General features: G+C 68.3%; 28 protein-coding genes. 10 read left to right on the plus strand and 18 right to left on the minus strand.

All coding sequences use genetic code 11. The features are described from left to right. Positions 1-10 precede the first annotated feature (10 nt). A complete protein-coding gene (locus CCS01_RS23315; RefSeq protein ID WP_104521161.1) occupies positions 11-1,483 on the plus strand; it encodes a hypothetical protein in 1,473 nt (490 codons plus the stop codon). Here the strand turns inward: CCS01_RS23315 and CCS01_RS23320 are convergent. Then, positions 1,447-2,160: a class I SAM-dependent methyltransferase gene (locus tag CCS01_RS23320; RefSeq protein ID WP_104521162.1), complete on the minus strand. Its 714-nt coding sequence runs from the start codon at positions 2,158-2,160 to the stop codon at positions 1,447-1,449. The two genes, CCS01_RS23315 and CCS01_RS23320, sit on opposite strands and share 37 nt — an antisense overlap. Next, positions 2,157-3,077: a 4-hydroxybenzoate octaprenyltransferase gene (gene ubiA, locus CCS01_RS23325; protein ID WP_104521163.1), complete on the minus strand. Its 921-nt coding sequence runs from the start codon at positions 3,075-3,077 to the stop codon at positions 2,157-2,159. The genes CCS01_RS23320 and ubiA overlap by 4 nt, the downstream gene beginning before the upstream one ends. Positions 3,078-3,107: 30 nt before the next feature. Between ubiA and CCS01_RS23330 the strand changes: the two genes are divergently transcribed. From CCS01_RS23330 to CCS01_RS23355, 6 genes are all read left to right on the plus strand, one after another. Next, entirely contained in the window at positions 3,108-3,806 is a 699-nt protein-coding gene (locus CCS01_RS23330) for a 16S rRNA (uracil(1498)-N(3))-methyltransferase (protein ID WP_104521164.1), read from the plus strand. A 102-nt stretch (positions 3,807-3,908) separates the two neighbouring features. Then, entirely contained in the window at positions 3,909-5,288 is a 1,380-nt protein-coding gene (locus tag CCS01_RS23335) for a glutamate--cysteine ligase (RefSeq protein ID WP_104521165.1), read from the plus strand. Positions 5,289-5,346: 58 nt separating this feature from the next. Next, the gene (locus tag CCS01_RS23340; protein WP_104521166.1) at positions 5,347-6,018 is read left to right on the plus strand and encodes a phosphatidylserine decarboxylase; all 672 of its coding nucleotides are present in this window, start codon (positions 5,347-5,349) and stop codon (positions 6,016-6,018) included. Beyond that, on the plus strand, positions 6,015-6,884 hold the full coding sequence (locus CCS01_RS23345; RefSeq protein ID WP_193540163.1) for a CDP-alcohol phosphatidyltransferase family protein: 870 nt from the start codon (positions 6,015-6,017) through the stop codon (positions 6,882-6,884). Before CCS01_RS23340 ends, CCS01_RS23345 begins: the two co-directional genes overlap by 4 nt. Before the next feature lie 441 nt (positions 6,885-7,325). After that, a complete protein-coding gene (locus CCS01_RS23350; RefSeq protein WP_146101922.1) occupies positions 7,326-7,562 on the plus strand; it encodes a hypothetical protein in 237 nt (78 codons plus the stop codon). Continuing rightward, the gene (locus CCS01_RS23355; RefSeq protein WP_104521168.1) at positions 7,535-7,777 is read left to right on the plus strand and encodes a hypothetical protein; all 243 of its coding nucleotides are present in this window, start codon (positions 7,535-7,537) and stop codon (positions 7,775-7,777) included. The genes CCS01_RS23350 and CCS01_RS23355 overlap by 28 nt, the downstream gene beginning before the upstream one ends. A gap of 100 nt (positions 7,778-7,877) precedes the next feature. On the opposite strand, the gene CCS01_RS23360 is transcribed toward CCS01_RS23355, so the two are convergent. From CCS01_RS23360 to CCS01_RS23390, 6 genes are all read right to left on the minus strand, one after another. Next, positions 7,878-8,108 carry a hypothetical protein gene (locus CCS01_RS23360; RefSeq protein ID WP_146101924.1) on the minus strand — a complete coding sequence of 77 codons (231 nt, stop codon included), beginning with the start codon at positions 8,106-8,108 and terminating at the stop codon, positions 7,878-7,880. A 164-nt stretch (positions 8,109-8,272) separates the two neighbouring features. Then, positions 8,273-10,987 (minus strand): type I DNA topoisomerase, encoded by a 2,715-nt coding sequence (gene topA, locus CCS01_RS23365; RefSeq protein ID WP_104521170.1) that lies wholly within the window; start codon positions 10,985-10,987, stop codon positions 8,273-8,275. Positions 10,988-11,003: 16 nt separating this feature from the next. Continuing rightward, positions 11,004-12,116, minus strand: a complete 1,113-nt coding sequence (dprA, locus tag CCS01_RS23370; protein ID WP_104521171.1) for a DNA-processing protein DprA — start codon at positions 12,114-12,116, stop codon at positions 11,004-11,006. Between the two features lie 49 nt (positions 12,117-12,165). After that, positions 12,166-12,774, minus strand: a complete 609-nt coding sequence (gene plsY / locus CCS01_RS23375; RefSeq protein WP_104521172.1) for a glycerol-3-phosphate 1-O-acyltransferase PlsY — start codon at positions 12,772-12,774, stop codon at positions 12,166-12,168. A gap of 378 nt (positions 12,775-13,152) precedes the next feature. Further along, a complete protein-coding gene (locus CCS01_RS34800) occupies positions 13,153-14,622 on the minus strand; it encodes a cyclin-dependent kinase inhibitor 3 family protein (protein ID WP_338050000.1) in 1,470 nt (489 codons plus the stop codon). 185 nt (positions 14,623-14,807) lie between these two features. Further along, positions 14,808-15,659, minus strand: a complete 852-nt coding sequence (locus CCS01_RS23390) for an SDR family NAD(P)-dependent oxidoreductase (RefSeq protein ID WP_104521173.1) — start codon at positions 15,657-15,659, stop codon at positions 14,808-14,810. 107 nt (positions 15,660-15,766) lie between these two features. Between CCS01_RS23390 and CCS01_RS23395 the strand changes: the two genes are divergently transcribed. Next, positions 15,767-16,264: a DUF4142 domain-containing protein gene (locus CCS01_RS23395; RefSeq protein ID WP_104521174.1), complete on the plus strand. Its 498-nt coding sequence runs from the start codon at positions 15,767-15,769 to the stop codon at positions 16,262-16,264. A gap of 32 nt (positions 16,265-16,296) precedes the next feature. Here CCS01_RS23395 and aqpZ read toward each other — a convergent pair whose 3' ends face one another. The 9 genes from aqpZ to CCS01_RS35915 form a co-directional block, all read right to left on the minus strand. Further along, complete coding sequence (gene aqpZ / locus CCS01_RS23400; RefSeq protein ID WP_104521175.1) at positions 16,297-17,037, minus strand: aquaporin Z; 741 nt, start codon at positions 17,035-17,037, stop codon at positions 16,297-16,299. Between the two features lie 280 nt (positions 17,038-17,317). Further along, complete coding sequence (locus CCS01_RS23405; RefSeq protein ID WP_104521176.1) at positions 17,318-19,432, minus strand: acetate--CoA ligase family protein; 2,115 nt, start codon at positions 19,430-19,432, stop codon at positions 17,318-17,320. Further along, on the minus strand, positions 19,429-20,664 hold the full coding sequence (locus CCS01_RS23410) for an acyl-CoA dehydrogenase family protein (protein ID WP_104521177.1): 1,236 nt from the start codon (positions 20,662-20,664) through the stop codon (positions 19,429-19,431). Before CCS01_RS23410 ends, CCS01_RS23405 begins: the two co-directional genes overlap by 4 nt. A 13-nt stretch (positions 20,665-20,677) precedes the next feature. After that, positions 20,678-21,799, minus strand: a complete 1,122-nt coding sequence (locus CCS01_RS23415; RefSeq protein WP_104521178.1) for an acyl-CoA dehydrogenase family protein — start codon at positions 21,797-21,799, stop codon at positions 20,678-20,680. A gap of 104 nt (positions 21,800-21,903) precedes the next feature. Further along, on the minus strand, positions 21,904-22,023 hold the full coding sequence (locus CCS01_RS35445) for a type II toxin-antitoxin system YoeB family toxin (RefSeq protein WP_338050001.1): 120 nt from the start codon (positions 22,021-22,023) through the stop codon (positions 21,904-21,906). A 205-nt stretch (positions 22,024-22,228) separates the two neighbouring features. Further along, a complete protein-coding gene (locus CCS01_RS23425) occupies positions 22,229-22,609 on the minus strand; it encodes a GxxExxY protein (protein WP_104521179.1) in 381 nt (126 codons plus the stop codon). 90 nt (positions 22,610-22,699) lie between these two features. Then, positions 22,700-23,320 (minus strand): nitrile hydratase subunit alpha, encoded by a 621-nt coding sequence (locus tag CCS01_RS23430; protein ID WP_104521180.1) that lies wholly within the window; start codon positions 23,318-23,320, stop codon positions 22,700-22,702. Beyond that, positions 23,317-23,595: an SH3-like domain-containing protein gene (locus CCS01_RS35910; RefSeq protein WP_104521181.1), complete on the minus strand. Its 279-nt coding sequence runs from the start codon at positions 23,593-23,595 to the stop codon at positions 23,317-23,319. Before CCS01_RS35910 ends, CCS01_RS23430 begins: the two co-directional genes overlap by 4 nt. Beyond that, positions 23,595-23,903: an SH3-like domain-containing protein gene (locus tag CCS01_RS35915; protein WP_104521217.1), complete on the minus strand. Its 309-nt coding sequence runs from the start codon at positions 23,901-23,903 to the stop codon at positions 23,595-23,597. The genes CCS01_RS35910 and CCS01_RS35915 overlap by 1 nt, the downstream gene beginning before the upstream one ends. A gap of 28 nt (positions 23,904-23,931) precedes the next feature. On the opposite strand from CCS01_RS35915, the gene CCS01_RS23445 reads away from it, so the two are divergent. Then, on the plus strand, positions 23,932-24,705 hold the full coding sequence (locus tag CCS01_RS23445; protein ID WP_104521182.1) for an N-formylglutamate amidohydrolase: 774 nt from the start codon (positions 23,932-23,934) through the stop codon (positions 24,703-24,705). A gap of 111 nt (positions 24,706-24,816) precedes the next feature. Next, entirely contained in the window at positions 24,817-25,482 is a 666-nt protein-coding gene (gene nth / locus CCS01_RS23450) for an endonuclease III (protein WP_104521183.1), read from the plus strand. On the opposite strand, the gene CCS01_RS23455 is transcribed toward nth, so the two are convergent. Further along, positions 25,470-25,748, minus strand: a complete 279-nt coding sequence (locus CCS01_RS23455; RefSeq protein ID WP_104521184.1) for a hypothetical protein — start codon at positions 25,746-25,748, stop codon at positions 25,470-25,472. The two genes, nth and CCS01_RS23455, sit on opposite strands and share 13 nt — an antisense overlap. Between the last annotated feature and the right edge of the window lie 76 nt (positions 25,749-25,824).

A 25,824-nucleotide genomic window follows, 5' to 3' on the forward strand; every position in this document is an offset into this window, starting at 1 on the left:
TCGAGGGCCCATGAAGCTGTCACACCTCTCGCGCCTCGTTGTCGTCCTGGCGCTTACGGCCGGTCCCGCCGCGGCACAGACGCCGGAAGCGAGCCTGCTGGACGCGCTGTCGCTGATCAGCGGCGGGCTGCTGGTGCCGAAGGACCCGCCGCCTGAGGTCACGCATGACGGCGACCTGTACCACGTGCGCGTCCCGCTGCCGGCGCTCACGGCTCCCCCCAATGCCGCGATCGAGGCCAGCGCCAGGCCGGTCGCCAACGGGGCCTGGTACATCACCGGCCTGACCTTGCCGCCCACCGGCTCGTGGACGATCCAGGGGACGATCCAGGGGAAGGATTCGTCGCCACCGGGCGTGATGACCTACGCCATCGGCCGGCAGGCGTTCCGTGCGACCGTCGATCCCAGCCTGTCCGTCCCGTCGCCGTTCAAGGCCGAGCTGGGCCATATCATCCTGCGGACCGAGGCGACCGGGCAGCACGCCGACCAGACGATCGAGCGCTATGGGCTGGAAGGCACGCTCTCGGGCGACGCCGACAGGCATCTGAATGTGCGTGCACGGGGCTCGCTGGCGAACTGGTCGGTCACCAACCGGGGCGACCAGCCGGGCACCGGCTTCAAGGCGTCGATACGCTCCGTGGCGCTGCGCTACGACGTGGACGGGCTGGACCGCGCCCGGGCCGAGCGGCTGCGCGCCGCGGCCCGTGCGTTCTCGGCCGAGCGGCGGGGTGCGATGGCGGCGGCCCCGGGTGGAAGGATGCCAGACATGACGCCGGCGGCGCGGGCGCAGCTCGGCGCGATGATCGACGCGCTTGGCGGCCTGATGAACCGCGTGAAGCTGGACGAGACCATCCAGGGCGTGCATTTCGAGGCGAGCAACGGCAGCGCGGTCGATGCCGGCCGGATCCGGCTTGGCATGGTGGGCGATGCCCGCAATGGGCGGCTGACGGCGTATTGCGACATCGACGTCAGCGATCCGGCGGCGAGCATGGTGCCGATGGAATACGCCAGCTACATGCCGCGCCGGATCGTTATCAGGCCCACGCTCTCCGGCGTCCGGACCGGCGCCCTGCTGCAGTGGCTGCGCGACGCTGCGGCCGACGGTGGCAACCTGGTGGCATTGCAGGCCCGCGCGGCGGCGTTGCTGGACGAACCCGGGTCGCGCGCCGGCATCGAGAATCTGCTGGTCGAGGCCGGCCCGCTGCGGCTCGACGGGTGGGCGCGGCTGCGGCCACGGCCGGACGGACCGCCGGGGTTCGATGTGCATCTGGCTGCAACGGGCCTGGATGCGATGATTGGCACGCTGCAGCAGGACCCGCGGGCGATGCAGGTGCTGCCGATGGTGTTCATCGCCAAGGGCATGGCCAAGCCGCAGGGCGACAGCCTGGTGTGGGACATCGCCTTCAACGGCGGCGCCGTGATGGTGAACGGGATTCCGTTGGGGCAGGCTCAACCCGGGCTGAGGCCGCCGGCCAGCAGGCGGTAGAGCACCACGTCGCGAACCGTCCGGTCCTCAAGTTCCCGCGTCGTCGGGACGGCGTAGGCAGCGAACGGCGCCAGCCCGGTCTTCGGCAGGTAGGCTCGGCCGGGATCGGCGATCCAGACCTTGGCGACGGCGGCCATGGCGGCCAGCCACGGCAGGATGTGCGCCGTCATCGGCGCCTCATAGCAGATGTCGCCGCACAGGATGATGTCCCATCGGCAGGCGCTGCCGACGACATCGCCGGAGAGCGTGATCCCGGCCGGCATAGGGCGTGACGACCCGGGGCGGTTGTCCGTCATCATGGCGGAGGGGGCCAAACCATTGGCCGCGGCGTTCAGCGCGATCGCGGCCAGTGCCAGCCTGTCGATCTCCGCCGCCTCGACCGAGGCCGCCCCCGCCAGGGCGCAGGCAATCGCGGCGATCCCGCCGCCGGCGGCGAAGTCCAGCACCCGCTTGCCGGCGACGAGGCTCGGATTGTCCAGGATGTGCCGGGCGAACGCCTGCCCGCCGGGCCAGGCGAAGGCCCAGAACGGCGGCTCGACGTTACGCTCGGCAAGCCAGGCCTCGGTCGCCTGCCAGATCGGCGTGATCTCGGTCGCCAGGTGCAGCGGAATCTCCGGCACCAGCGGCGCGCGGCCGAGGACGGTGTTGGCGCGGATGAAGTCGTCCGCGCCGCTCAAAGCCAGCCCGTCAGCACGGCCAGGCCGATGGCCAGCCCGGCCTCGCGGTTGGAGCGGAACAGCCGCAGGCAGCCGGCCGGGTCATTGATGTCCAGCGCCACCACCTGCCGCCCGAGCAGCACCGCCGGCAGGACCAGCATCGGGTAGAACCAGACGCCAAGCCCGGCGAGCCACCCCGCCAGCACCAGCAGCATCATGGTCCCGGCATAGCAGGCGGCCAGGAACGGTCGGGTCTTTTCCCCGAACAGCCGCGCCGTGGAGCGGACGCCGACGATCGCGTCGTCCTCCCGGTCCTGGTGCGCATAGATCGTGTCGAAGCCCAGGTCCCACAGGATCGCCGCGGCATACAGCGCGGCCCAGGCCCAGCTGATGCGATCGGCGGCGGCGGTGTAGCCCATCGGGGCGCCGAAGCCGAAGGTGAACCCCATCACCAGCTGCGGCCACCAGGTCACCCGCTTGGCCAGCGGATACAGCCCCACCAGCACCAGCGACAGCACGCCCAGCACCTGTGACTTCAGGTTGAGCTGCAGCAGGATCATCAGCGCCAGCAGCAGCAGCGTGCCCAGGAAGGTCAGCGCCTGCAACGGCTGCAAGGCTCCCGAGGCCAGCGGACGGCCAATGGTGCGCGCGACCTTGCGGTCGATGTCGCGGTCCCACAGGTCGTTGATGACGCAGCCGGCCGAGCGCATCAGCAGGCTGCCGATGCCGAACAGGGTCAGCAGGCGGAGGGTCTCGTGCATGGGAGCCCGGGCCAGCAGAATGCCCCACAGTCCGGGAAGAAACAGCAGCCAGGTGCCGATGGGCCTGTCCACGCGCGCCAGAAGCAGGTAGGGCAGCCAGGCACGTGGCAGGCGGGCGACCCAACCGGTCGAGACGATATCGGTGTGCATAAGGGAGACGTTTGTGCGCTCAGGCATGGTTCCGTCAACCGATCATAATCCAGTTTCATGATCCGTCTGCATGTGACGGACCCGCTGGCCGCCGGCGCGACCATCGAGCTCAGCGCCGGCCAGGCGCACTATCTTGGCAGCGTCATGCGCCGCTCGGCCGGCGATGGCGTGCGGCTGTTCAACGGGCGGGACGGCGAGTGGGATGGCCGCATCACCAGCTTGGGACGTGGAAAGGCTGGCGTCGCCGTTGAATTCCTCGTCAGGCCGCAGGCGGACGACGCCGATACTTGGCTGATGTTCGCCGTGCTGAAGCGCGACCAGACCGATCTCGTGGTGCAGAAGGCCACGGAACTCGGCGTTTCCGCCCTGTTGCCGGTGTTCACCGAACGCACCAACGCCGCGCGGGTCAATGAAGACCGGCTGCAGGCTATCGCCATTGAGGCGGCGGAACAGAGCGAGCGGCTGACCGTCCCGGCGCTGCATCCCGCTCGGCCGTTGGCGGATGCGCTGGCGGCATGGCCCGCGGCTCGCCCCCTGTTCGTTGCCATGGAACGTACCGACGTCCCGCCGCTGGCCTTGTCCACGCCGCATTCCGGCCTGCTGGTCGGCCCGGAAGGCGGCTTCGGACCGCGTGATCACGCGGTGCTGAAACAGTTCGATTTTGTCCGCCCCGTGTCGCTCGGGCCACGCATCCTGCGGGCCGAAACCGCGGCGATCGCCGGTATCGTCTTGCTGCAAGCATCCAGGTATGGCTAGTACCTAAACCGTGACCTATATGCACTGAGCATTCCGGTCACCGGCCGACCCGTACGATTGGGCGCAAATCGGCGATCACAACCGACCTGTTTTGGGAGCCCTATGTCCAATCCCGGAGACGCCGATCACACGCCCCTGACGTCGGTCCGCCAGATGGCCGCGTATCTCGCCGACGGCTGCAAGCCGCCGGGTGAATTCCGCATCGGCACCGAACATGAGAAATTCGGCTTCCGCCATGCTGACCTTGCGCCGCCGCCGTATCGGCCGGCGGACGGCCAGCCGGGCAATATCCACGATCTGCTGCTCGGGCTGGCCGCCTGCGACGGCACGCTGATTCTCGACGGCGACAACCCGATTGGCGTCAAGCAGGGCGCCGACTCCATCTCGCTGGAACCGGCCGGGCAGCTGGAGCTGTCCGGCGCGCCGCTGCGCACGCTGCACGAAACGCAGCAGGAGCTGGAGGCGCATTTCGACCAGGTGCGCAGCGTCTGCCGCGACCTCGACACGGGCTTCGCGCCGCTGGGCTTCCATCCGCTGGCGAAGCGCGAAGCGATGCCGTGGATGCCGAAGGGCCGCTACGCCATCATGAAGCGCTACATGCCGCTGGTGGGCAGCCTGGGGCTGGACATGATGACCCGCACCTGCACGGTGCAGGTCAACCTGGACTTCGCCTCCGAGGCGGACATGCGACGGAAGCTGCGCGTCTCCCTGCTGCTGCAGCCGCTGGCCACCGCGCTGTTCGCCAACTCGCCGTTCACCGAAGGCCGGCCGAACGGCTTCCTGTCCTACCGCGCGCATGTCTGGACCGACACCGATGTGCAGCGGTCCGGCATCCCGAAGGTGATGTTCGAGGACGGCTTCGGCTTCGAGCGTTATGCGTCCTGGGTGATCGAGCACGTGCCGATGTACTTCGTCTATCGCGACGGCGGCTACATCGACGTCGCGGGGAAGTCCTTCGCCGCTTTCATGGCCGGCCGTGTGCCCGAGCTGGCGGGCGAGACCGCGACGCTGGGCGACTTCGCCGATCATGTCACCACCGCCTTCACCGACGTGCGGCTGAAGCGCTTCCTGGAGATGCGCGGCGCCGACGCCGGCCGGGCCGACATGATGCTGGCGCAGTCCGCCCTCTGGGTCGGCCTGCTGTACGACGACGCGGCCCTGGCCGCGGCCGAGTCGCTGCTGCGCGGCGCCGGCTGGGAGGATGCGGTCGCCGCCCGTGCCGCCGTCCCTCGCCAGGGCCTGGCCACGCCGTGGCGCGGCGGCACGCTGCGCGACATCGTCCGGGATGTGGTGGCGATTGCCCAGGACGGTCTGCGGGCCCGCGGCCTGCAGGATGCGGCTGGCAACGACGAACGGATTTTCCTGGCGCCGCTGCAGGCGATCGCCGAGGGCGCGCCGACGCAGGCGGAACACTGGCTGGCGCAGTACCATGGCCCCTGGCGCGGCGACGCCAGCCGCATTTTCGCCGAAGCGGCGATCTGATCGGCGGTGCAACGTGCGCTTGCCGGGCGCGGGGTAAAGCCTCATAACCCCACGCCCAATGAGCATCGCCGACGACATTCGCGGAACCCTCGCCCCGCCGCATCCGGCCGGGCGTCCCTTCATCTTTGGCGGCATTGTCGCCATCCTGTTCGGAGTTGCCATCGGCGCCTGGCTGGTCTGGCTCGGGCTGCTCTGGACGGCGTTCTGCCTGTTCTTCTTCCGTGACCCGCAGCGTGTGCCGCCGCAGCGGCCGGGGCTGTTCCTCGCCCCGGCCGACGGCCGCATCGTCTCCATCGGCCAGATCCCGCCGCCGGCGGAGCTCGACCTGGGCAACGAGCCGCGCTGGCGGGTGTCCATTTTCCTGACCGTGCTGAACGTGCACGTGAACCGGGTGCCGGCCGATGGCGTCGTGACCCGCGTCACCTACCATCACGGCGCCTTCGTCAGCGCCAGCCTGGACAAGGCGAGCGAACAGAATGAGCGCAACGCGGTGGCGATCCGCCTGCCGAACGGGCAGGAGATCGCCGTGGTGCAGATCGCCGGCCTGATCGCCCGGCGCATCCTGTGCACGGTGAAGCAAGGTGAAACAGTGACCGCCGGCGCGCGCTTCGGTATCATCCGCTTCGGCAGCCGCACCGACCTCTATTTGCCGGTGGGCGTCAGGCCGCTGGTCCTGGAGGGACAAACCATGGTGGGTGGCGAGACGGTGATCGCCGAACTGGGGTCATGAGCGATCGGCCGGGCCCTTCCCCGATCCATCGCCTGCGGCGCTACCGGCCGCGGAAGCGGCAGCGTCCGCGCTACCACGGGCCGTCGTTCAACCGCATCATCCCCAACCTGATGACCATGCTGGGGCTGTGCGCCGGGCTGACCTCGATGCGGCTCGGGCTGGAAGGCCGGTTCGGTGCGGCCGTGGTGGCGATCATGATCGCCGCCGTGATCGACGGGCTGGACGGCCGCCTCGCCCGGCTGCTGAAGGCAACCAGCCGGTTCGGTGCGGAGTTCGACAGCCTGTCCGATTTCCTGTGCTTCGGCGTGGCGCCGCCGTTCGTGCTGTACCTATGGTCGCTGCACCGCGGCGGCGCGTTTGGGTATGCGCCGTGCATCGTGTTCGCGGTGTGCATGGCGTTGCGGTTGGCACGGTTCAACGCCTCGTTGGAAAGCGGTCCGCGTCCGGCCTATGCGTACAATTTCTTCACCGGCGTGCCGGCGCCGGCCGGGGCCTGCCTGGCGCTGTTTCCGCTGTTCCTCGGTCTCGAAGCGCAATCCCTGGGACTGACGTGGCTGCAGAATGCGGCCCAGTATCCCCTGCTGTGCGCCGCTGTGCTGCTTGGCACCGCGATGCTGCTGGTTTCCACGCTGCCGATCTGGAGCTTCAAGAACTTCAAGGTGCCGGCGGAATACGTGCTGCCGCTGCTGCTGGGCGTGTGCGCGTATGTCGTCGTGATGATCGCCGATCCGTGGGCGGCGCTGGCGGCGGCGAGCTTCATCTACCTGGGGATGATCCCGCTGAGTATCCGCAGCTTCAGGCGGCTGCGGCAGGAGGCCGAGGCGTTGCGGGACGAGACCGATACGGGGCGGCGGGAGAGCGCGTAGGGGCAGTTCCGGCCAACAAGAAACGCTCACTGCGCATTAGGCAGCCGCAACGAGGGGATTGTAAGCCATTGATTGGCCGTCTCGGTGCAGGCTTTACAGCCACCCGCCCGCCCGGCATCACTGCCGCATCCTGCCGCCCTGTCTCGTATGCCCGCCAGCCGACCATCCGCCGAGTTCCGCTACCATGCCCTGCGCCGCCTGGCCTGTCAGGCAGCGGAAGCTGATCTGGCTGCGGCCGGGCCTGTCGTTGAACTGCGCCCGATCGATGCGGCTGCCCTGGATGCGTTCAAGACCCGGTCGCCGCGACGTGTCACCTGGCCGTGACCGGAGATGACCGCCGATTGGCGCCGTGGGCATGCGGCCCGGTTTGAGCTGGCGGTATGGCGCGGCGGCATCCTGTGCGCGCTGGTGCTGGGGCGGCCGTCGCCAAGAGCCACTCACATGTCGCTGCACGACCTGGAGGACAACCCGGCCCCTGACTATCCGCTGCGGCGCAAGGTGGCGGCCGTGGTGGTCACCGCCTTGGATGTCTATGCAACAGCCCTCGGGAAGCATGATCTGCGGCTGGTCGATCCGCTTCCTGCGCTGATCCCGTTCTACTGTTCGCCTGACATGGGGTTTGAGCTTGTGACACCGCACGGTGAGGCACCATGTTCCAGGCGGAGCATCCGACCATGAAGCACGCGCCCCGCCTTGAAACCCGTCCCGCACCGGCCGCGGTGAACCGTCGGAAGCGTGCGAACGCGGCTGAAACCATCCCGACACTGGAGGAGGCCCGCATGCGTCTGGCGGTATCCCGCGGCCACGCAAAGCCATGGTTGACCCCGGTTGTGATCGAATCGCCGGAGGATGTGCCGGAGTTGCTGGGGCCGGAGATCTACCGGAAACCTTGAGACGTTCCCGATCCACGGCCTGTTGGTTGTGCTGGGCTCTTGAGCCCCCTCCAGGCCGGTCTGTTACTGATGCTACCAGACGATCCTACTACGGTTTGCTTCAGGATCGACGGCGGAGGCGCCTGGCGTTTGCCCGCGACCGCTTCAGATAGGGCGCCAGCACCGCGGCATGGCCCCGGCCGGTCATTGCAGCCAGCGCCGAAGCCTGCATGGCCGCCACCTTCTCCGTCACCATCCGTTGGTATTCGGCGGCGCTGCACGCGCCCTGCGCCATCATGGTCGTGCGGTGGAAGATCGTCTCCCACGATGTTGCGGTCAGTTGCGCCATCATGACCGGAAGTCCGGCAGCCGATCGGCGGGTGCGCTTCTTTTTCATGCGGTTGCAGATGAGCGGGCCGGCTGTGGCTCGCAAGGCTCCCACGCGCCCGTATGCGAGCCCTCCCCAAACTGTTGGCGACGGAGCCCGATCCTGCACGGACCGGAAACCTGCCGGAATTATTCGGCCGCCCGTCGGGGCACCTTGGCTGACGCGGCCTTGGCCGGCGCTTTCTTTGCCGCCGTGGCCTTCTTCGCCGCCGGCTTGGCCGGCGCCTTCCCGGCCGCCTTCTTCGCCGGAGCCTTGCGTGGGGCTTTCTCCGCCGCTTCGGGCGCCGCCTTGGACGCCGCCGCCTTACCCTTGCGTGCCCCCGCGCCGCGCGGCTTCAGCGCCTTGCCCTTCTCGGCCAGCAGCTTCACCGCCTCGTCGAGGGAAATATCCTCCATCGCCACCCCGCGCGGCAGGGTGGCGACCATCTTGCCGTGCTGCACATAGGGGCCGAACCGTCCCTTGCGCACCGTGACAAGGTCCTTGTTGTCCGGATGCGGGCCGATGGTCCGCACGCTCGCCAGCTTCTTCGCCAGCAGGTCGACGGCGCGGTTCAGGCCCAGGGCCAGCACGTCGTCGTCCCGGTCCAGCGAGCCGAACACCGCCCCCATCTTCACGTACGGCCCGAACCGGCCAATGCCGACCTCGATGGGGTCCTTGGTTTCGGGGTGGAGGCCGACGACGCGGGGCAGGGCCAGCAGCTTCAGCGCCTGCTCCAGCGTCAGTTGCTCGCCGTCCATGCCGCGCGGCAGCGAGGTCCGCTTCGGCCGCACCTTCTTGTCCTCGCCCGCCTCGCCCTGCTGCACGTACAGGCCGTACGGACCGCGGCGGACCGTAATCTCCTCGCCGGTGTCCGGGTGGACGCCCAGGGAGCGCATGCCGTCCTTCAGCGTCTCGGCCTGGTCATCGCTGCCGGCATCGATCGCCAGGCGGCGGGTGTACTGGCAGGCCGGGTAGTTCGAACAGCCGATGAAGCTGCCATAGCGCCCGAGCTTCAGCCCCAGCCGCCCGGTGCCGCAGGCCGCGCACACCCGCGGGTCCGTCCCATCCTCCCGCGGCGGGAAGAAATGCGGCCCCAGATCGGCGTCCAGCGCGTTGATGACGTCGCTTATCTTCAGATCGCGGGTCTGCTCGACCGCCTTGGAGAATTCCTCCCAGAAGGCGCGCATCACAGCACGCCAGTTCAGCGCGCCGGCGGAGATCTCGTCGAGCTTCTCCTCCAGGCCGGCGGTGAAGCCCGTGTCGACGTAGTGCTCAAAGAAGCTGACCAGGAATGCGGTGACCAGGCGGCCGCGGTCCTCCGGCACGAAGCGGCGCTTCTCCAGCTTCACATACGCGCGATCCTGCAGCACCGACAGGATCGAGGCATAGGTGGAGGGACGGCCGATGCCGAGCTCCTCCAGCTTCTTCACCAAGCTGGCTTCCGAGTAGCGCGGCGGCGGCTGGGTGAAATGCTGGGAGGCGTCCACCTTCTGCCGCTTCAGCGGGTCGCGCTCGCTCATCGGCGGCAGCATGCGGTTGTCGTCGTCGTCCGGCGCGCCCTCGGCCTTGTCGTCGGTATCCTCGCGATACAGCTTCAGGAAGCCGTCGAAGGCGATGATCGAGCCGGTGGCGCGCAGCTTGATGCCCTTGCCGTCGGTGACGTCCACCGCGACCTGGTCGATCTCGGCCGACTGCATCTGTGAGGCGACGGCGCGCTTCCAGATCAGTTCATACAGCCGCCGCTGCTCCGGCGTCAGGTGCCGCGCCAGGCTGTCCGGCGTGCGGGAGACGTCGGTCGGGCGGATCGCCTCGTGCGCTTCCTGGGCGTTCTTCGCCTTGCTGGTGTATTCGCGCGGCGCCGCCGGCAGGTAGTTGGCGCCGAAGCTGCCCTTCACATGATCGCGAATGCTGTGGATCGCCTCGCGCGCCATCTGCACGCCGTCGGTTCGCATATATGTGATCAGGCCGGTGGTCTCGCCGCCGATATCGACGCCCTCATACAGTGCCTGCGCCAGCCGCATCGTCTGCTGGGCGCCGAAGCCGAGCTTGCGGGACGCCTCCTGCTGCAGGGTGGAAGTGGTGAACGGCGGCGGCGGGTTGCGCTTGACGCGGCGGCGCTCGACCGAGCCGACGGTGAACTGCCCGGCCTCGACCGCGGCCTTGGCGGCCAGGGCCAGCGCCTGATTATTGAGGTCGAACTGGTCCAGCCGCTTGCCGTCCAAATGGGTGAGACGCGCGGTGAACGGCGCGCCGGCGGGGGTCAGGAACAGCGCTTCGATGGTCCAATATTCGCGCGGCCGGAATACCTCGATCTCGGCCTCGCGGTCGCAGATCAGGCGCAGGGCGACGGACTGGACGCGGCCGGCGCTGCGGCTGCCCGGCAGCTTGCGCCACAGCACGGGGGACAGCGTGAACCCGACCAAATAGTCCAGCGCGCGGCGGGCCATGTAGGCCTCGATCAGCGGTTGGTCGAGGTCGCGCGGGTGCGCCATCGCCTGCTGGATGGCGTTGCGGGTGATCTCGTTGAACGTGATGCGGCGGACCTTGACGCCCTTCAGGGCGTGCTTGTCCTCCAGCATCGAGCGCACGTGCCAGGAAATCGCCTCCCCTTCCCGGTCCGGGTCGGTGGCGAGATACAGGATTTTCGCGCCTTTCAGGGCCTTGGCGATGGCGCCGACCTGCTTGTCGCCGCGGGCGTCGGACTCCCAGTCCATGGCGAAGTCCTCGTCCGGACGGACGCTGCCGTCCTTCGGCGGCAGGTCGCGCACGTGTCCGAAGCTGGCCAGGACTGTGTAGCCACCACCGAGGTACCGGTTGATGGTCTTGGCCTTGGCGGGAGATTCAACGACGACGACGTCAGACATTGATGTGTGCGCTATCCTAATCAATGGCATCCGGCAAGAGTGCGACGCGGCTGCCTGGCAAGGTCTCTACACGGCCAGCCAGTTCCAATTCCAGCAGAACCGCAACCGTGACGGGTGGCGACAGTTGGCAGCGCCGCACCAGATCGTCAACCAGCGTCGGCTCCGGCGACAGCAGATCGAGAACCTGTCTACGTGCTTCCGACGCCACCGGAGCCACGCCGAGGCCGGACAATTCCGCCTGCTCGCAAATTCCTGATCGCCGCGGCCGCGGCTCGGCGGGCGCCAGTGGCAGGTTGTCGAGCACGTCGGCGGCGGATTCGACCAGCACAGCCCCCTGGCGGATCAAATCATTGCCACCCCTGGCGCGGGGATCGAGCGGCGAGCCGGGGACGGCGAACACCTCCCGCCCCGCCTCTTGCGCGAACCGGGCGGTGATCAGGCTGCCGGAGCGCAAGGCGGCCTCCACCACCACGACGCCCAGCGACAGGCCGGCGATGATGCGGTTGCGGCGGGGGAAGTGCCGCGCCTGCGGGACCGTGCCGATGGGCGCCTCGGTTACCAGCAGGTTGGTGCCGGCGATGCGCCGATGCAAGTCCGCGTTCTCCGGCGGGTAGGGCTGGTCGATGCCGCCGGCGATCACCGCGATGGTCCGGCCGGTGCGCATGGCGCCCTGGTGGGCGGCGGTGTCGATGCCGCGGGCGAGGCCGGAGACGACCACCAGAGACTGCGCCAGCTCGGCCGCCAGCGCCTCGGCCATGCGCTGGCCGTTGGCCGAGGCGTTGCGGCCGCCCACCGCCGCCACGCAGCGCTGCTGGGCCAGAGGCGCGTCGCCGTGGAACACCAGGCAGGGCGGCGCGTCGTCCAGCAGGGCGAGCAGCGGCGGATAACCGGGGTCGCCGAGGAACACCACCCGGCCGCCCAGGTCATAGGTGCGTTGCAGTTCCTGCTCGGCATCGGCCCGGCTCATGATGGCCGAGGTCCGGCCGGCGGCGCGGGCGAGGCGCGGCAGGGCGTCCAGCGCCGCCGCGGGCGTGCGGTAGCGGTCGAGCAGGCGGCGGTAGGTGACCGGACCGACGCCCTCGGCGCGGGTCAGGCGGAGATGGTCGATCTGGCTGGTCCAGTCAGGCATGCCGGCTTCGTTCCTGCGGACCGCCGGCCGGGTTGCCGGCGGATCGGCCTCAGGCGGCGCCCGCCTTCTTCTGGCCGATGCGCGGCTCGGTGCCCGCGATCAGCCGGCGGATGTTGGCCTGGTGCCGGACGAACACCAGCACGGCAATGGTAAAGGCAAGCTTAACGAGGGAGAAATTTTCCACAACCAGCGCCGCAAGGGGGGCGAACGCGAAGGCGGCGAGCGCGGCCAGCGACGAGAAGCGCGCCACCCCGGCGACGATCAGCCAGACGGCACAGGCCGCGGTGCCGATGGGCCAGGAGGCGGCGATCAGCACGCCGAGGCCGGTGGCGACGCCCTTGCCGCCCTTGAACTTCAGCCAGACCGGGAACAGGTGGCCCAGCACCGCGGCCAGCCCGGCCAGCAGGGCGAGTTCGTAACTGGCAACGGCCTGGACGATCAGCACGGCGGCGGCGCCTTTCAGCCCGTCCAGCAGCAGCGTTGCGGCGGCCAGGCCCTTGCGGCCGGTGCGCAGCACGTTGGTGGCGCCGATATTGCCCGAGCCGATGCCGCGGATGTCGCCCAGACCGGCAGTCCTGGTCAGCAGCAGGCCGAAGGGGATCGACCCCAGCAGGTAGCCGAACAGCATCAGGGCGAGCGTCAGAAGCACGTCGGGCATGGGGTGCATCAATCCATCAAGACAGGGGCCGATCGCGGGCGCGCCGGCCGGGCGACGCTCGATAGCGCCAAATCGGCGGCGCGGCGATAGGGGTCGTGAACCGGACGATCGCGCCGCTGGGGATAGCCAGCGTTACGGCACACCGCGCGCAGGTGGCTCCGTCACCCGGCTTGGCTGTATGCACAGGCAGCGGGCCGGCGCCTAACAAGAAACTACCCCGATGGTGGGGGACGAGCCTGCCCTGGTCGCCCCATAGCTTCATGCAGGGTGGGTCGGCCGCGCCGGCCGGTGGTGAACTATGGGGCATGACCCGTTCGCTGCGGAGCGTTCGCATCCTGATGCCGGTTGCCTGGCGCGCCATGCCGGCAGCCGGTCGGCTCAGGTCAAACGCCTGGCCATGTCGGCTTTGCGCGCGATCATCTTGTCGGCGAGCGCGCTGGTGCCGCCATTCCCGGTGACGGCCCGCCGGATCGCGGCATCGGGAATGCGTGTCACCACGGCGATGGCCGCATTGATCGCGGCGGGGCTCATGTCCCCGAACAGCCTGATCGCGTGGGGATTGTCCGCGTCCTGGCGCAGCGTGTCGATCTCACGGACACACGTGCCGAACGCCTTGCCCTTCGGGTCGCCCTGCGCCCGGAACGCCAGCGCGCCGCCGACGTCGAGCGTCATGACCACGCCGTTGGCGACGCCCTGGTTGTCGCCGTCGTATCCGGCGGCGTCCCAGTTGGCGGTCCAGGCGTGCACGCCGAGCCAGTGCTGCGCCTGCCGGCGCTCGGCATCGGTGAGCTGCGAAACGCGCGTCTTCTCAAGCGCGATGAACGCGGTCGCAACCTGGTTTGGTTGCTTCGCGGCCACATAGGCCAGCGTTGGCGCCCCGGCGAGCTGATAGAGCCTCGCCGCGATGATCTCGTTGCGGGCGTGCGCGGGCGACTCCAGTGACTTCACGTGGAACCGCCGGCCGGTCTCGTCCTGAAAGACGCCACCCGGGTTGGTTCCCATCTGCCCGCCGACCTTCCGCATGCTGGCCGTGTCGATGGCAGGAGGATCCGCGGTTGCATCCACGGCGATGATTGTCTTCGTCCGCCTGACAAGCGCGAGCTGCGCCGGCGTCTCGATCGCGCCTGCGCGCGCGCGGCGAACCTCCCGGATGGCCTGCTCGGGCGGCATGCCCAGCTCGACGAGAAGCCGGGCAGCGATCATGCCGGCCCGGCCGAGCCCGCCCTTGCAATGCACGACCACATCGGTGCCGCTGCGCAGCAACGCGCGGATGTCCTGGCCATCCGTCTCCCATTGCTGCTCGAATGCCTCGGCCGGAACCGAGTAATCCGCGATGGGCAGATGCCGCCAGTCGAGCCCCAGGGTCCGGATTTCCGCGCCGAGGTGCGGCACCTTGAGCGCCGCGAGTTCGGCTGGCTCGACCAGCGTCAGCACCAGGCGCGCGCCCCAGGCGACGATGACGGCCAGGTCCGCCGCGAGGTCGCGGGCCCAGGCCCCGGTCGCCGCGGCATTGTCATGCTTGCCGGGGCAGAATGTGATGCCGATCCGCCCATGCGAGGGGCTGGCACGCACGTCCGCAATCTGAAGCGGGTGTGTCTGGCTTGTCCGCGCGCCGGCCATGCTGCAGTCTCGAAAAAGGGAATCGGTTGGCGAAGCAGGAATACCGCAACGGTCGGCGTCTCGCCACTTGCGGCAGATTACGCCTGTCAACACGGGGCGGAACCGGGTGCCGCTGCTCCGGCCATGGTTGGGCGTGTGCCCGTCGGTATCAGGATAGGGCGACGGTTGGAGAAGGATCTGGCGCCCGGTCCGTTGCTTCACCGTCATGGCCGGGCGTGTCCCGGCCATCTGCGCTTCAACGGTGGGGGGCGGATGACCGGGACATGCCCGGCCATGACGATAGAGAGACGACCTTGCTCCTCCAGTCCGCTTATCCTGATATCGACGGACACACGCCCGGCCATGACGGAGAGGGAACGGCCCTCACCTTGCCGGAAGGCAACGCACCTTGCGCCCCACGGCTCTCCAGCCGTCTATACCAGCGAATAGCCCGATCCCTGGATGCTGACGCCGCGCCCCTTCGCCTCCTCGATCCAGCCGTACTCCTTCAGGATCTGCTGGCTGTAGGTCACCCGGCCGTTCACCTTCTCCGCCGGCTCGCTGGCCAGCAGCAGCGCGGCCCGGGCCATCAGCATCGGTGGCTCGCCCTTCGGGTCGTCTATGCCGGTGACCAGCTTGTGGTGGATCGTGCCCGGCGTCGGCACCACCTGCGAGGGCGAGACGGCGGTGACGCTGATGCCGCCATGGTGCGCGACCTCCTGCGCCAGCCCCTGGGTGAAGCGTTCCAGCGCCGCCTTGGTGGTGCCATACATGACGCCGCCGCGCACCGCCTGGTCCTGATACGGCCCCCGCCCGGGGCCGATGGCGGCGCCAGAGCTGATATTGACGATCGCGCCGGCGCGGCGCGGGACCATGTCCTTCAGCACCTCCTTCGACAGGATGAACGGCGCGTGCACGTTGATCGCGAAGCAGCGCATCCAGCGATTGGTGGGATAGGTCTCGGTCGGCAGATAGTAGTTCAGCGCCGCATTGTTCACCAGGATGTCGATCGGGCCATAGGCGTCGCGCGCCGCCTGCACCAGGGCGATGCATTCGGCCTCGGACGACACGTCGGCGGTGACCGCGGTTGCCTCGCCGCCCCTGTGGCGGATCAGCGCGACGGTGCGGGCGAGGGAGCCTTCCAGCATCCGGTGGTCGCCTTCGTTCAGCGTGCGGGCGGCGCACACCACCCGGGCGCCCTCGGCCGCGAACAGTTCGGCGATCTGCTGGCCGATGCCGCGGCTGGCGCCGGTGACGATGGCGACCTTGCCTGTCAGTTTTCCCATGGTTGGTTTCCTCCTGCGGGACACATCATCCGGCAGGAGGCACCCACGAGGCAACCAGCCCATCGGATCGGCGTTCGGCGCCCATCGTCATATCCAGGAAAGCCGCAATGAAATATGTTTCCGTAACTTTCGCCGCCGCGTTGCTGAGCCTTGCCGCCGTCCCCGCCATGGCCGCGCTGTCGTCCGAGGACAGGACCTTCGCCACCAAGGCCGCCGCCGGCGGCCAGGCCGAGGTCGCCTTCGGGCAACTGGCGAAGGACAATGCCTCTTCCCCGGCGGTGAAGCAGTTCGGCGAGCGGATGGTCACCGACCATACCCAGGCGAACGAGGCCCTGATGGAGGTGGCCAGAAACCAGGACCTGAAACTGCCCGATGGCCTGGATGCGAAGGACCAGGCGCAGGAACGGAAGCTCAGCACGACAAAGGGCAGGGCGTTCGACCGGGCCTATATGCAGGACATGGTGCGGGACCATAAGCAGGACGTGGCCGACTTCCGCAAGGAAGCCGAGAACGGCAAGGACCCGCAGCGGAAGGCGTTCGCCGCCAAGTACCTGCCGGTCCTGGAACAGCATCTGCAGATGGCCGAGTCCATCGTGGCGAAGTAGCAACGGCGCCTGACGGGCCCGGCCGATGTCCGTCAGGCGACCCGCCGTTCCTCCACCACGACGGTGTCGATGATCCCCTCCGGCTCATACATCCAGCGCGTCAGCGCCCCGGCAACCATCGCCCCCAGGATTGGCGCGAGCCAGAACAGCCAGAGCTGGCCGATATATTGCGGGCCGGCGAACAGCGCCGGCCCGGTGCTGCGGGCCGGATTGACGGAGGTGTTGGTCACTGGAATCGCAACGAGGTGGATCAGGGTCAGCGCCAGGCCGATGGGAATGCCGGCGAAGCCCGAGGCAGCGCCCTTGGACGTGGTGCCGATGATGACGAACAGGAAGAAGAACGTCGCCACCACCTCGGTTATCAGGCAGGACGTCAGCCCGTACTTGCCGGGACTCAGATCGCCATAGCCGTTGGCGGCGAAATTGCCCGGCACCCAGCCGGGCTTGCCCGAGGCAATCACCCAGAGCACCGCGGCCGCGGCGACCGCGGCGATCACCTGGGCGATGATGTAGGGAACGACATGCTTGTTGGCGCACCGGCCGGCCGCCCACAGGCCGAGCGTCACCGCCGGGTTGAAATGGCCGCCGGAGATCGGTCCGACGGCATAGGCCATGGTCAGGACGGTCAATCCGAACGCCAGCGCAACGCCCAGGAAGCCGATGCCCAGGCCAGGATACGCCGCAGACAGCACCGCCGCGCCGCAGCCGCCGAAGACCAGCCAGAATGTACCGAAAAATTCAGCGCTCACCCGTCTCGACAGGTCGTCTCGCATGCCACCCTCCAACTCATTGCGATATCGTTTTTTAGCTGGTCCTCATTATTATTGCCGGACGTGTCGTCGCAAGGCGACAAGCGTTACGAGCAATTGATGGTTTTCCGTTCATGCGAAAGATAACTTCTATTTGAACGCACGCCGCCCGGCGCAGCGTGTTCCAGTCGCCGCCGGCGTGCTTCCGCGCCGGCGTGCTTCCGCGCCGGATGGGAACGCGCCGGTTCATGTTGCCCGCGCATTGGTCAGTCCGGAATCGCTCCGCGATCCGGTGAGGACCGCGCTACGACGGCTTCATCGTCAGCAACGCATCCGCCACCGTCAGGCCGGAGCCGTCGGCATGGACGATGACCGGGTTCAGTTCGAACGCCTCCACCTGCCCGCGCAACGCCAGGGCGGCACGGGACAATGCCGCGACCAAGGCAGCAACCGGCGCCGGATCGACCGGCCTGGCGCCGCGGAAGCCGGTCAGCAGGCGGGCGGATTTCAGCGACAGTATCAGGCGCGTGGCCTCGGCGACATCGAGCGGCGCCGGCGCATGCACCACGTCGCCGAACAATTCGACCGTCGTGCCGCCGAATCCCAGCATCATGATCGGCCCGAACGTGGGATCATTGACCATGCCGATGACCAGCTCATGCCCTTTCGGCGCCATGCGCTGCACCAGCACGCCGTCGATCGTTGCGTGCGGCGCGTGCCGGCGCACGTCCGCCAGCATGGCCCGGTAGGCCGCAGTGACCGCGTCACCATCGGCAAGGTTCAGGCGCACGCCACCGGCCTCGGTCTTGTGCGGCAGGTCCGGCGACTGGATTTTCAGCACGACCGGGAAACCAAGCCGTTGCGCTGCCGCCACGGCATCGTCCTCGGCGTGGACCAGCCGTTCCTGCGCGGGCGGCAGCCAGGCGGACAACGCCTGCCTGGCCAGATATTCCGGCACCACGCGCGGCAGGCCGGGCTGCAGCCGGTCGGGCAGCGGCTCGAACGGCTCCGGCAACGGCCGCCGCAGGGCGTCGGCATAGTCGGCAAGCCGCCCCAGCGCCACGCCGACATTGCGCAGGTTGCTGTGCACGAACAGGCCGCAACCGGCGGCGGAGGCGCGTCCGAACGCCGAGGGCAGCGTGTAGCTCCACACCGTCATCGGCTTGCCGCACGTTTCCGCCACGGCACGGACCCGCTCGGCCTCCAGCGACGCGCGGGTCTCGCTGGCGAGCGACGTCACCAGCACGAGCATGTCGATCTCGTCCGAGCGGGCGAGATGTTCGATCACCGTCATCATCGCCGGCCCGGTGTTCGATCCCTGCGCGGTGACGTCGACCGGGTTGCCGGCGGCGCCGTAGGACGGCATCAGCGGCCGCAGCGCCGCCTGGGATGCCGCCGACAGGGCCGGCACCGCCAGGCCGTGCGCCGACAGCGTGTCCGCCATCCAGGCGCCGCCGCCGCCCGAGACGGTGATGATGCCGGCCCGCCGCCCTTTCGGCGGCGGACAGGTCAGCACGGTGCCGGCGATGGCCACGGCTTCGTCCATGTCGTCGGCCTCGAGCACGCCGTAGCGCCGGAACACGGCGTGATAGGCGGTGTGGGAACCGGACAAGGAAGCGGTGTGCGACGCCGTCGCCCTTGTTCCGGCATCGGATCGTCCGACCTTGATCGCGATCACGGGCTTGCCGAGGCGGCGGGCCTTTTCCAGCGCGGCGACGAAGGCGGGGCCGTTGCGTACCGCCTCGCAGAACAGCATGACGGCATGGGTGTGCGGGTCCTCGACCATGTAGTCGAGGAAGTCGGCCATGGTCAGGTCGACCTCGTTGCCGGTGGAGATCACGTAGCTGAAGCCGATGTCCGCCGCCTGGCCGCGGTTGAACAGCGCGAAGCCGATGCCGCCGGACTGCGCGATGACGCCGACGCGCTTCGGCGAGACCAGCGTGCGGGCGGCGTCCTCTTTCGTTTCCACCGTCGGGCTGAAGGTGGTGGCGACGCGGCCGAGGGCGTTGTAGTAGCCCTCGCAGTTCGGGCCGCAGACGCGGATGCCGGTGCGTTGCGCGACGGCCTGGAGTTCCGCCTGCATGGCGCTGGCGGCGCCGCCTTCCTCGGCGAAGCCGGAACTGATGATCAGGGAGTTTTTCACGCCGGCGCGGGCGCATTCCTCCACCGCCGCCGCCACGCCGGCCGCGGGGATCGCCACCAGGGCCAGATCCACGTCCGAAACGGCGCCGATGGACGGATAGCAAGGCAGGCCGTCGATTTCCCGGTAGCTCGGGTTGATCGGCAGGACGCGGCCGGGGAAACCGTTCTCCCGCAACTGGTGCAGAAGCCGGCCGCGGATGCGGTGCAGGTCAGGGGATGCGCCGAGAACCGCGATGGAGTCCGGCCAGAAGAAACTATGCAGCGCGTGCCCGGTCATTTGCGCGTCCCGGTGGGGATGTCCCGGAACGGCATGCCCTTGTCGGCGCGCGGGTCCTGCGGCAGGCCGAGCACGCGTTCGGCGATGATGTTCTTCATGATCTCGTCGGTGCCGCCGGCCAGGCGCAGCGCCGGCGAGTAGAGCAGCGCTTCCTCGAAAATTCCGGCCACCGGCATCGTTTCGCCCATGGCCGGCCCGGCCATGCCGATCATGTCGAGGCCGTAAGAGAGGATGTCCTGTAGTTTGTTGGCGGCAACGACCTTGACGATGGAGGATTCCGGCCCGGGCGTCTGGCCGCGCGACAACGCGGTGATGCCCCGGAACTTGGTGTATTTCAGCCCCTGTGAGCGGACGTAGAATTCCGCCAGCTTTTCCTGCACGGCGGAATCGTCGATCGCCGGGCCGTTCTCCAGCTCGATCGTTTGCGCCAAGCGGAACAGTTCGGCGACGTCCGGGCCGGGCGCGTCGCGCATGCCGTGCCGTTCGTTCATCAGCGTGGTCAGCGCCACCTTCCAGCCGGCGCCGACGGGACCGACGCGGCGGCTGTCGGGGATGCGGACATCGTTGAAGAACACCTCGTTGAAATGCGACGATCCGGAAATCTGCCGGATCGGCCTTATTTCGATGCCGGGCGTTTTCATGTCGAGGATGAAGAAGGTCAGCCCTTCATGCTTCGGCACGTCCGGATTGCTGCGCGCCACCAGGATGCCGAAATCGCTGTAGTGGGCGCCGGAGTTCCAGATCTTCTGGCCGTTGACGACCCACTCGTCACCCTGCTTCTCGGCCCGGGTGCGCAATGCCGCCAGGTCCGACCCGCCGCCGGGCTCGCTGAACAGCTGGCACCAGACTTCCTCGGCGCGCATCGCCGGCTTGACGAACCGCTCGCGCTGTTCCGGCGTGCCCCAGGTGCAGATCGTCGGCTGCGCGAGGTTGATGCCGATGCCGAACAGGCCGGTCAGCACGTCGTATTTCGCTTCCTCCTGGTTGTAGATCACGTGCTGGATGGGCGTGCCGCCGCCACCGCCCCATTCCACCGGCCAGTGGATGCCGACGAAACCGGCCTCGTACTTGCGGCGCTGGAAATCTTTCGCCCGCTCCATCGCGCCGGGCGCGTCCTGGCCGCGGCGGTAGCCTTCCACCGCGCCGGGCTTGCGGCGTTCGGCGTTGGCGTCGAGGAAGGCGCGGCACTTCGCGCGGAACGCGGCTTCTTCCGGTGTGTCTTCGAAGTCCATCGGGTGGCCTCCTTTATGCCGCGATCAGGTCGTTGCGGGCGCGCAGTTCATCGATCAGGCGATGCTTCCACTCGCGCGTGCCGCCGAGCGCCAGGCTCAGCAGCCGGGCGCGGCGGTAATACAGGTGGCAGTCCATCTGCCAGGTGAAGCCCATGCCGCCGTGGGTCTGGATGTTTTCCTTGGTGACGAACCATCCCGCCTCGGACGCGGCGATGCGGGCGACGGAGGCCGCGACCGGCAGTTCCGCGGCGCCGGTGTGCACCGCCCAGGCGCCGTAATAGGCGTTGGAGCGTGCCAGCTCGACCTGAATGTACATATCCGCCAGCTTGTGCTTGATGCCCTGGAACGAGCCGATCGGCCGACCGAAAGCGTAACGTTCCTTGGCGTAGGCGACGGCCATGTCCAGCGCGGCCTGGGCGCCGCCGACCTGCTCGAATGCCATCGGGACGGCGGCGTAGTCGAGAAGGCGATGGATCGTTCCGGGTCCAGTACTGCCCGGCAGCGGTTCGGCGCGCGCGGCGGTGAGGTCCAGGCGGGCGTGCGAGCGGGTGGGATCGATGGTGGCGACGGTCTCGCGGCTGACGCCGGGGGCGTTCAGGTCGACGATGTGCAGCCAGGCATGGCGGCCGCCGCCGTTGACCGCGACCACGGCGAAGTCGGCGATATCGCCGTCCGGCACCGCCAGTTTCGTTCCGGTCACGTGACCCGAGGCGATGGAATGCAGCAGCTTCGCCGGGTCCGCCGGGCCGGGCTGCTCGGCCATCGCGAAGGTGCCGATGACCTCGCCGGACGCGAGCTTCGGCAGCCAGTGCTGCTTCTGATGCTCCGAGCCGAACAGCATGATCGCCTCGGTCGCCAGATAGACCGAGGACGAGAACGGCACCGGCGCCACCGCGCGGCCGAGTTCCTCGGCCAGCACGCAGACGCCCAGGCGGCCGAGGCCGACGCCGCCGTACTCCTCGGGAATTGCCGCCCCGGTCCAACCCATCTCCGCGATCGCCCGCCAAAGGTCGGCCGCGTAGGGCTCGGACGTCTCCAGGATGCGGCGCGGCACCGAGGGCGGGCAGCGATCCGCCAGGAACCGCCGCGCCTGGTCGCGGAGCTGGATCAGCTCCTCGGGGAAATCGAAGTTCATGATGGCTTGGCCTTCTTCCGTCCCTGGTGGGATTGTTATCCGGGGATCAGGGGGGAACAAGCCTTGGGGCCGGAACGGTCAGGCCCTTGACGCCATGACTGGCGTTACTCGTAATGCTGGCGGCACATGGCAATTTCAATCCGCTGGTCAGCACCTGTCTTGCCCACAATACGATACGCCAGGCGATGTTCACCGCTGATGCGGCGCGACCACCAGTCCGACAGGTCGCCTTTTCAACGGCTCGGGCTTGCCCGGGCCTTTGGACATGGCGCGGCGAGCGTCCTCGATCAGGAGATTGATCCTGCCCGGCATGGCCTGACCGATCTGGGCCAGCGCTGGAACTCCTCCTCCGACAGGATGACGACGTTGCCCTTGCCGTTCTGGCGCGTAACGACGATCGGCACGCGGCTGACGCATTGCCCGGCTTCGCTATCCATTGATCAAACGTTTGATCTCAAGGCGCGCGCGGCCGAAGTTGAGCAGCAGGCAAAGCCAGAGCCGGGTTGCCTTCAGATAGTTCATGCACTGGGCCATGTGGACCGCATCCAGCGCCTGGACGGCGTTCAGCTCGACAAGCACCGTATCTTCCACCAACAAATCGGCTGTATACGCGCCGATAACCACATCATCATAATAGACTGCCACATTGTATTGCTGCTGGACCATCAGTCCCGCCTTGCGCAATTCGTAGGCCAGGGCGTTCTCATAGACCTTTTCCAGAAATCCCGAGCCAAGCTTATTCGAAACCAGAAGCGCGCACCCGATGATCCTGTTGGAAAGATCATTCGCAACATCCTTATTTGTGTTCATTTGTGGTTGATATCCTTGGCTGGATTCGGCACAGCGGCGGAACTGAACAAGATAATCAACCACAAATGAACACAAATGAACACAAATAAGTTATGAACGTGTTTCGCTGCCTGTGCCCACAGCGGCAGGCTGAGCCTCCGGCACCGTCACGCCGATCATGTCGCCCACCCGGACGATTGCGGCCAGTTGTTCCTCATCCCAGCCCTCGGTTCCGTCCGGACGCCGCGGCAGCACCATCCAGCGGTAATCCGCGGTCGAGTCCACCACCCGCAGCTTGACTGTATCCGGAATGACCGTCTTCCACTCCGACGCCAGCAGTTCCCGCGGATCGCGGATGGCGCGGGCGCGGTAGGCGGCGGACTTGTACCAGAACGGCGGATACCCCAGCACCGCCCGCGGATAGCAACTGCACAGCGTGCAGACCACAAGGTGATGCACCTCAAGCCCATTCTCCAGCACGCCCAGCGGCGGTAGGCCACGCATGCGGATGCCCAGTGCTTCCGCTGCGCGCGTGCCGTCCTCCAGCAGCAGGCCGCGGTAATCCGGGTCGACCCACGCCTTGGCGACCATGCGTGCGCCCTGGCCCGGACTGGCGGCATCGGTGCTGGCGATCTGGGCGTGCACCTCCGGCGAAGTAACAATCCCCTTGCGCTCCAGCAACGCCCGCACCGCCGCCAGCAGCTGATCGCTGTCCGCTTCCAGGATGGTCATGGCCGCTCCAGCCAATGTTCGAAGATCTCGATCAGCAGTTCGTCGTCCGGCTTCGCCTCCGGCCAGACCGCGCCCTTGCGGAAGCGTACGTGATACAGCGGCCGCGTTTCCGCCGGACGAGCGAACGCCAGGTCCTCGGGGTTGGGGAAATCGCCCAGGTGCCGCACGATCTCGCCGGTTACGCCGCGCACGTAATGCGGCGTGCGGATGTGCACCGGCCCGGTCGCCTCCGGCCACGCATCCTTCACCCGCACCGTCTCACCCGGAGCGAACATCAGCCTGCCTCGAGCGCGGCGCGCAGCTCGGCTTCGGTGATCACGCCTCGCCGCAGCAGGTTGTCGGCGATCGAGCGGATCCAGCGCTGGTAATAGCCCAGCCGGTGATAATCGGCCTCGGGAATTGCCTCGATCCCGCGCCGCAGTTCATCGACGCTCATCAGGTCCCGCGCCGACAGCAACTGCCGCAGCGCATCGACCTCCCGGTCAAAGTCGGTCAGGCTGTGCGGCTCGGTATCCACCGGCTCGCACATGAACTTCGACGCTCCGCCCAGGTCGTGGTGAGCCCGTCTGGCTTCCTTGTCCATGCCGCGACGATAGCCCATCTTGTGCCAAATGCCAGAGCATCACCGACTCCTGACCGCCAGCGATCCCGCCCCTGTCCGCGTGCTGCGAGAAAACGGCACCTCCGATATCTTCCTGACGGCAGACCACGCCGGGTGGCTGATCCCGGCGGCGCTGGGCGACCTGGGCGTGCCGGCGGCCGAACGGCTCCGCCACATCGCCTGGGACATCGGCATCGCCGGCGTGACCGAGCGCCTGTCGGAACTGCTGGACGCAACGGCGATTCTCCAGGCCTATTCCCGCCTGGTCATCGACTGCAACCGCCACCCGTCCTGGGACAGCGCGATGCCGGAAATCAGCGAATACACGGTGGTTCCCGGCAACCGGACCCTGACCGAGGCCGACAAGGCCGCCCGCGCCGCCGCGATCTTCACCCCCTACCACGACCGCATCCGGGCCCTGCTGGACGCCCGCGCCCACCGCCGCACCGTGCTGATCGCCATGCACAGCTTCACCCCCTCCTTCAAAGGCGAAAGCCGCGCCATGCAGATCGGCGTCCTGTACGACAAGGACCCACGCCTCGCGAACATCCTGCTGGACCTGCTGCGGCAGGAAGGCGACCTGATCGTCGGCGACAACGCCCCCTATGCGCTCGGCGACCACACAGACTATAGCGTGCCGACCCATGGGCACCGGCGGGGGCTGGCGCATGTCGAGATCGAGATCCGCCAGGACCTGATCGCCGAGCCGGAAGGCCAGGTCGCTTGGGCCCGCCGCCTCGCCCGCCTGTTCACCGCCGCCGACGAAAGGCTCAAGGCCGCCTGACGCCCTGCTTTGAGAAAAGGGGACCACCGCCATGACGAGACCCGCCCGCTGATGCCAGCCGTCCCCCGTAAGGCGCGCGTGGCAAAGCCCCCCGCCAGCGCCACGCCGCTGATGACCCTGGCCGAGGTGCGCGGCTTCATCGAGGCGCTGGCCGCGCACAACCCGGCGCCGGAAACCGAGCTGACCTTCATCAACCCGTTCACCCTGCTGATCGCCGTCGTGCTGTCGGCGCAGGCCACCGATGTCTCGGTCAACCGCGCCACCGTCACGCTGTTCGCCGCGGCGCCCACGCCCGCCGCCATGGTCGCCCTCGGCGTCGATGGCGTCGCGTCGCACATCCGCTCCATCGGCCTGTGGCAGGGCAAGGCGCGCAACGTCGTGGAACTGTCGCGCGTCCTGGTCGAGAAGCACGGCGGCGAAGTGCCGAACGACCGCGCGGCGCTGGAGGCGCTGCCCGGCGTCGGCCGCAAGACCGCCAACGTGGTGCTGAACGTGGCGTTCGGCGAAAGCACCATGGCGGTGGACACCCACATCTTCCGCCTGGGCAACCGCACCGGCCTCGCCCCCGGCAAGACCCCGCGAGAGGTCGAGGACGCGCTGGTCAGGCGCATCCCACCCGAGCGGCTGCGGGACTCCCACCACTGGCTGATCCTGCACGGCCGCTATGTCTGCAAGGCACGGCGGCCCGAATGCTGGCGCTGCGTCGCCGCGCGCTGGTGCCACTACGGCGACAAGACTCCGGCCCCGGGCAAGGCCGAGCCGGTTCAGGCGACCTGACGCAGGCAGGGACGGGCGATGCGCACCACGTTGCGCACGCCGACGACCTGGCGCAGGTTGCCCTCGACCACGTGGACGTATTCCGCCGGCATCGCCTCCATGGCGATTTCCACGTGCAGGATGTCGCCGGCGCGGTGCGACCACATCCGGTCGGGCACCAGGTCGCGCTTGGCGTAGGGTTGCAGCAGCCGGGACAGCAGCCCCGGCGCAACATCGGCATCGAGCATGAATCGAACGGATACAGTGGACTGAACGTCGTCAGACATGAGTAAAATCCCAGAGCGAGAATGCGAAGAAGCGGGTCAACCCCCGGCTGCTAGGCAGCCGGGCCACTAATTCGAA

This window comes from Rhodopila globiformis (genome assembly GCF_002937115.1).
In the GTDB taxonomy this organism is placed as follows: Bacteria; Pseudomonadota; Alphaproteobacteria; order Acetobacterales; family Acetobacteraceae; genus Rhodopila; species Rhodopila globiformis.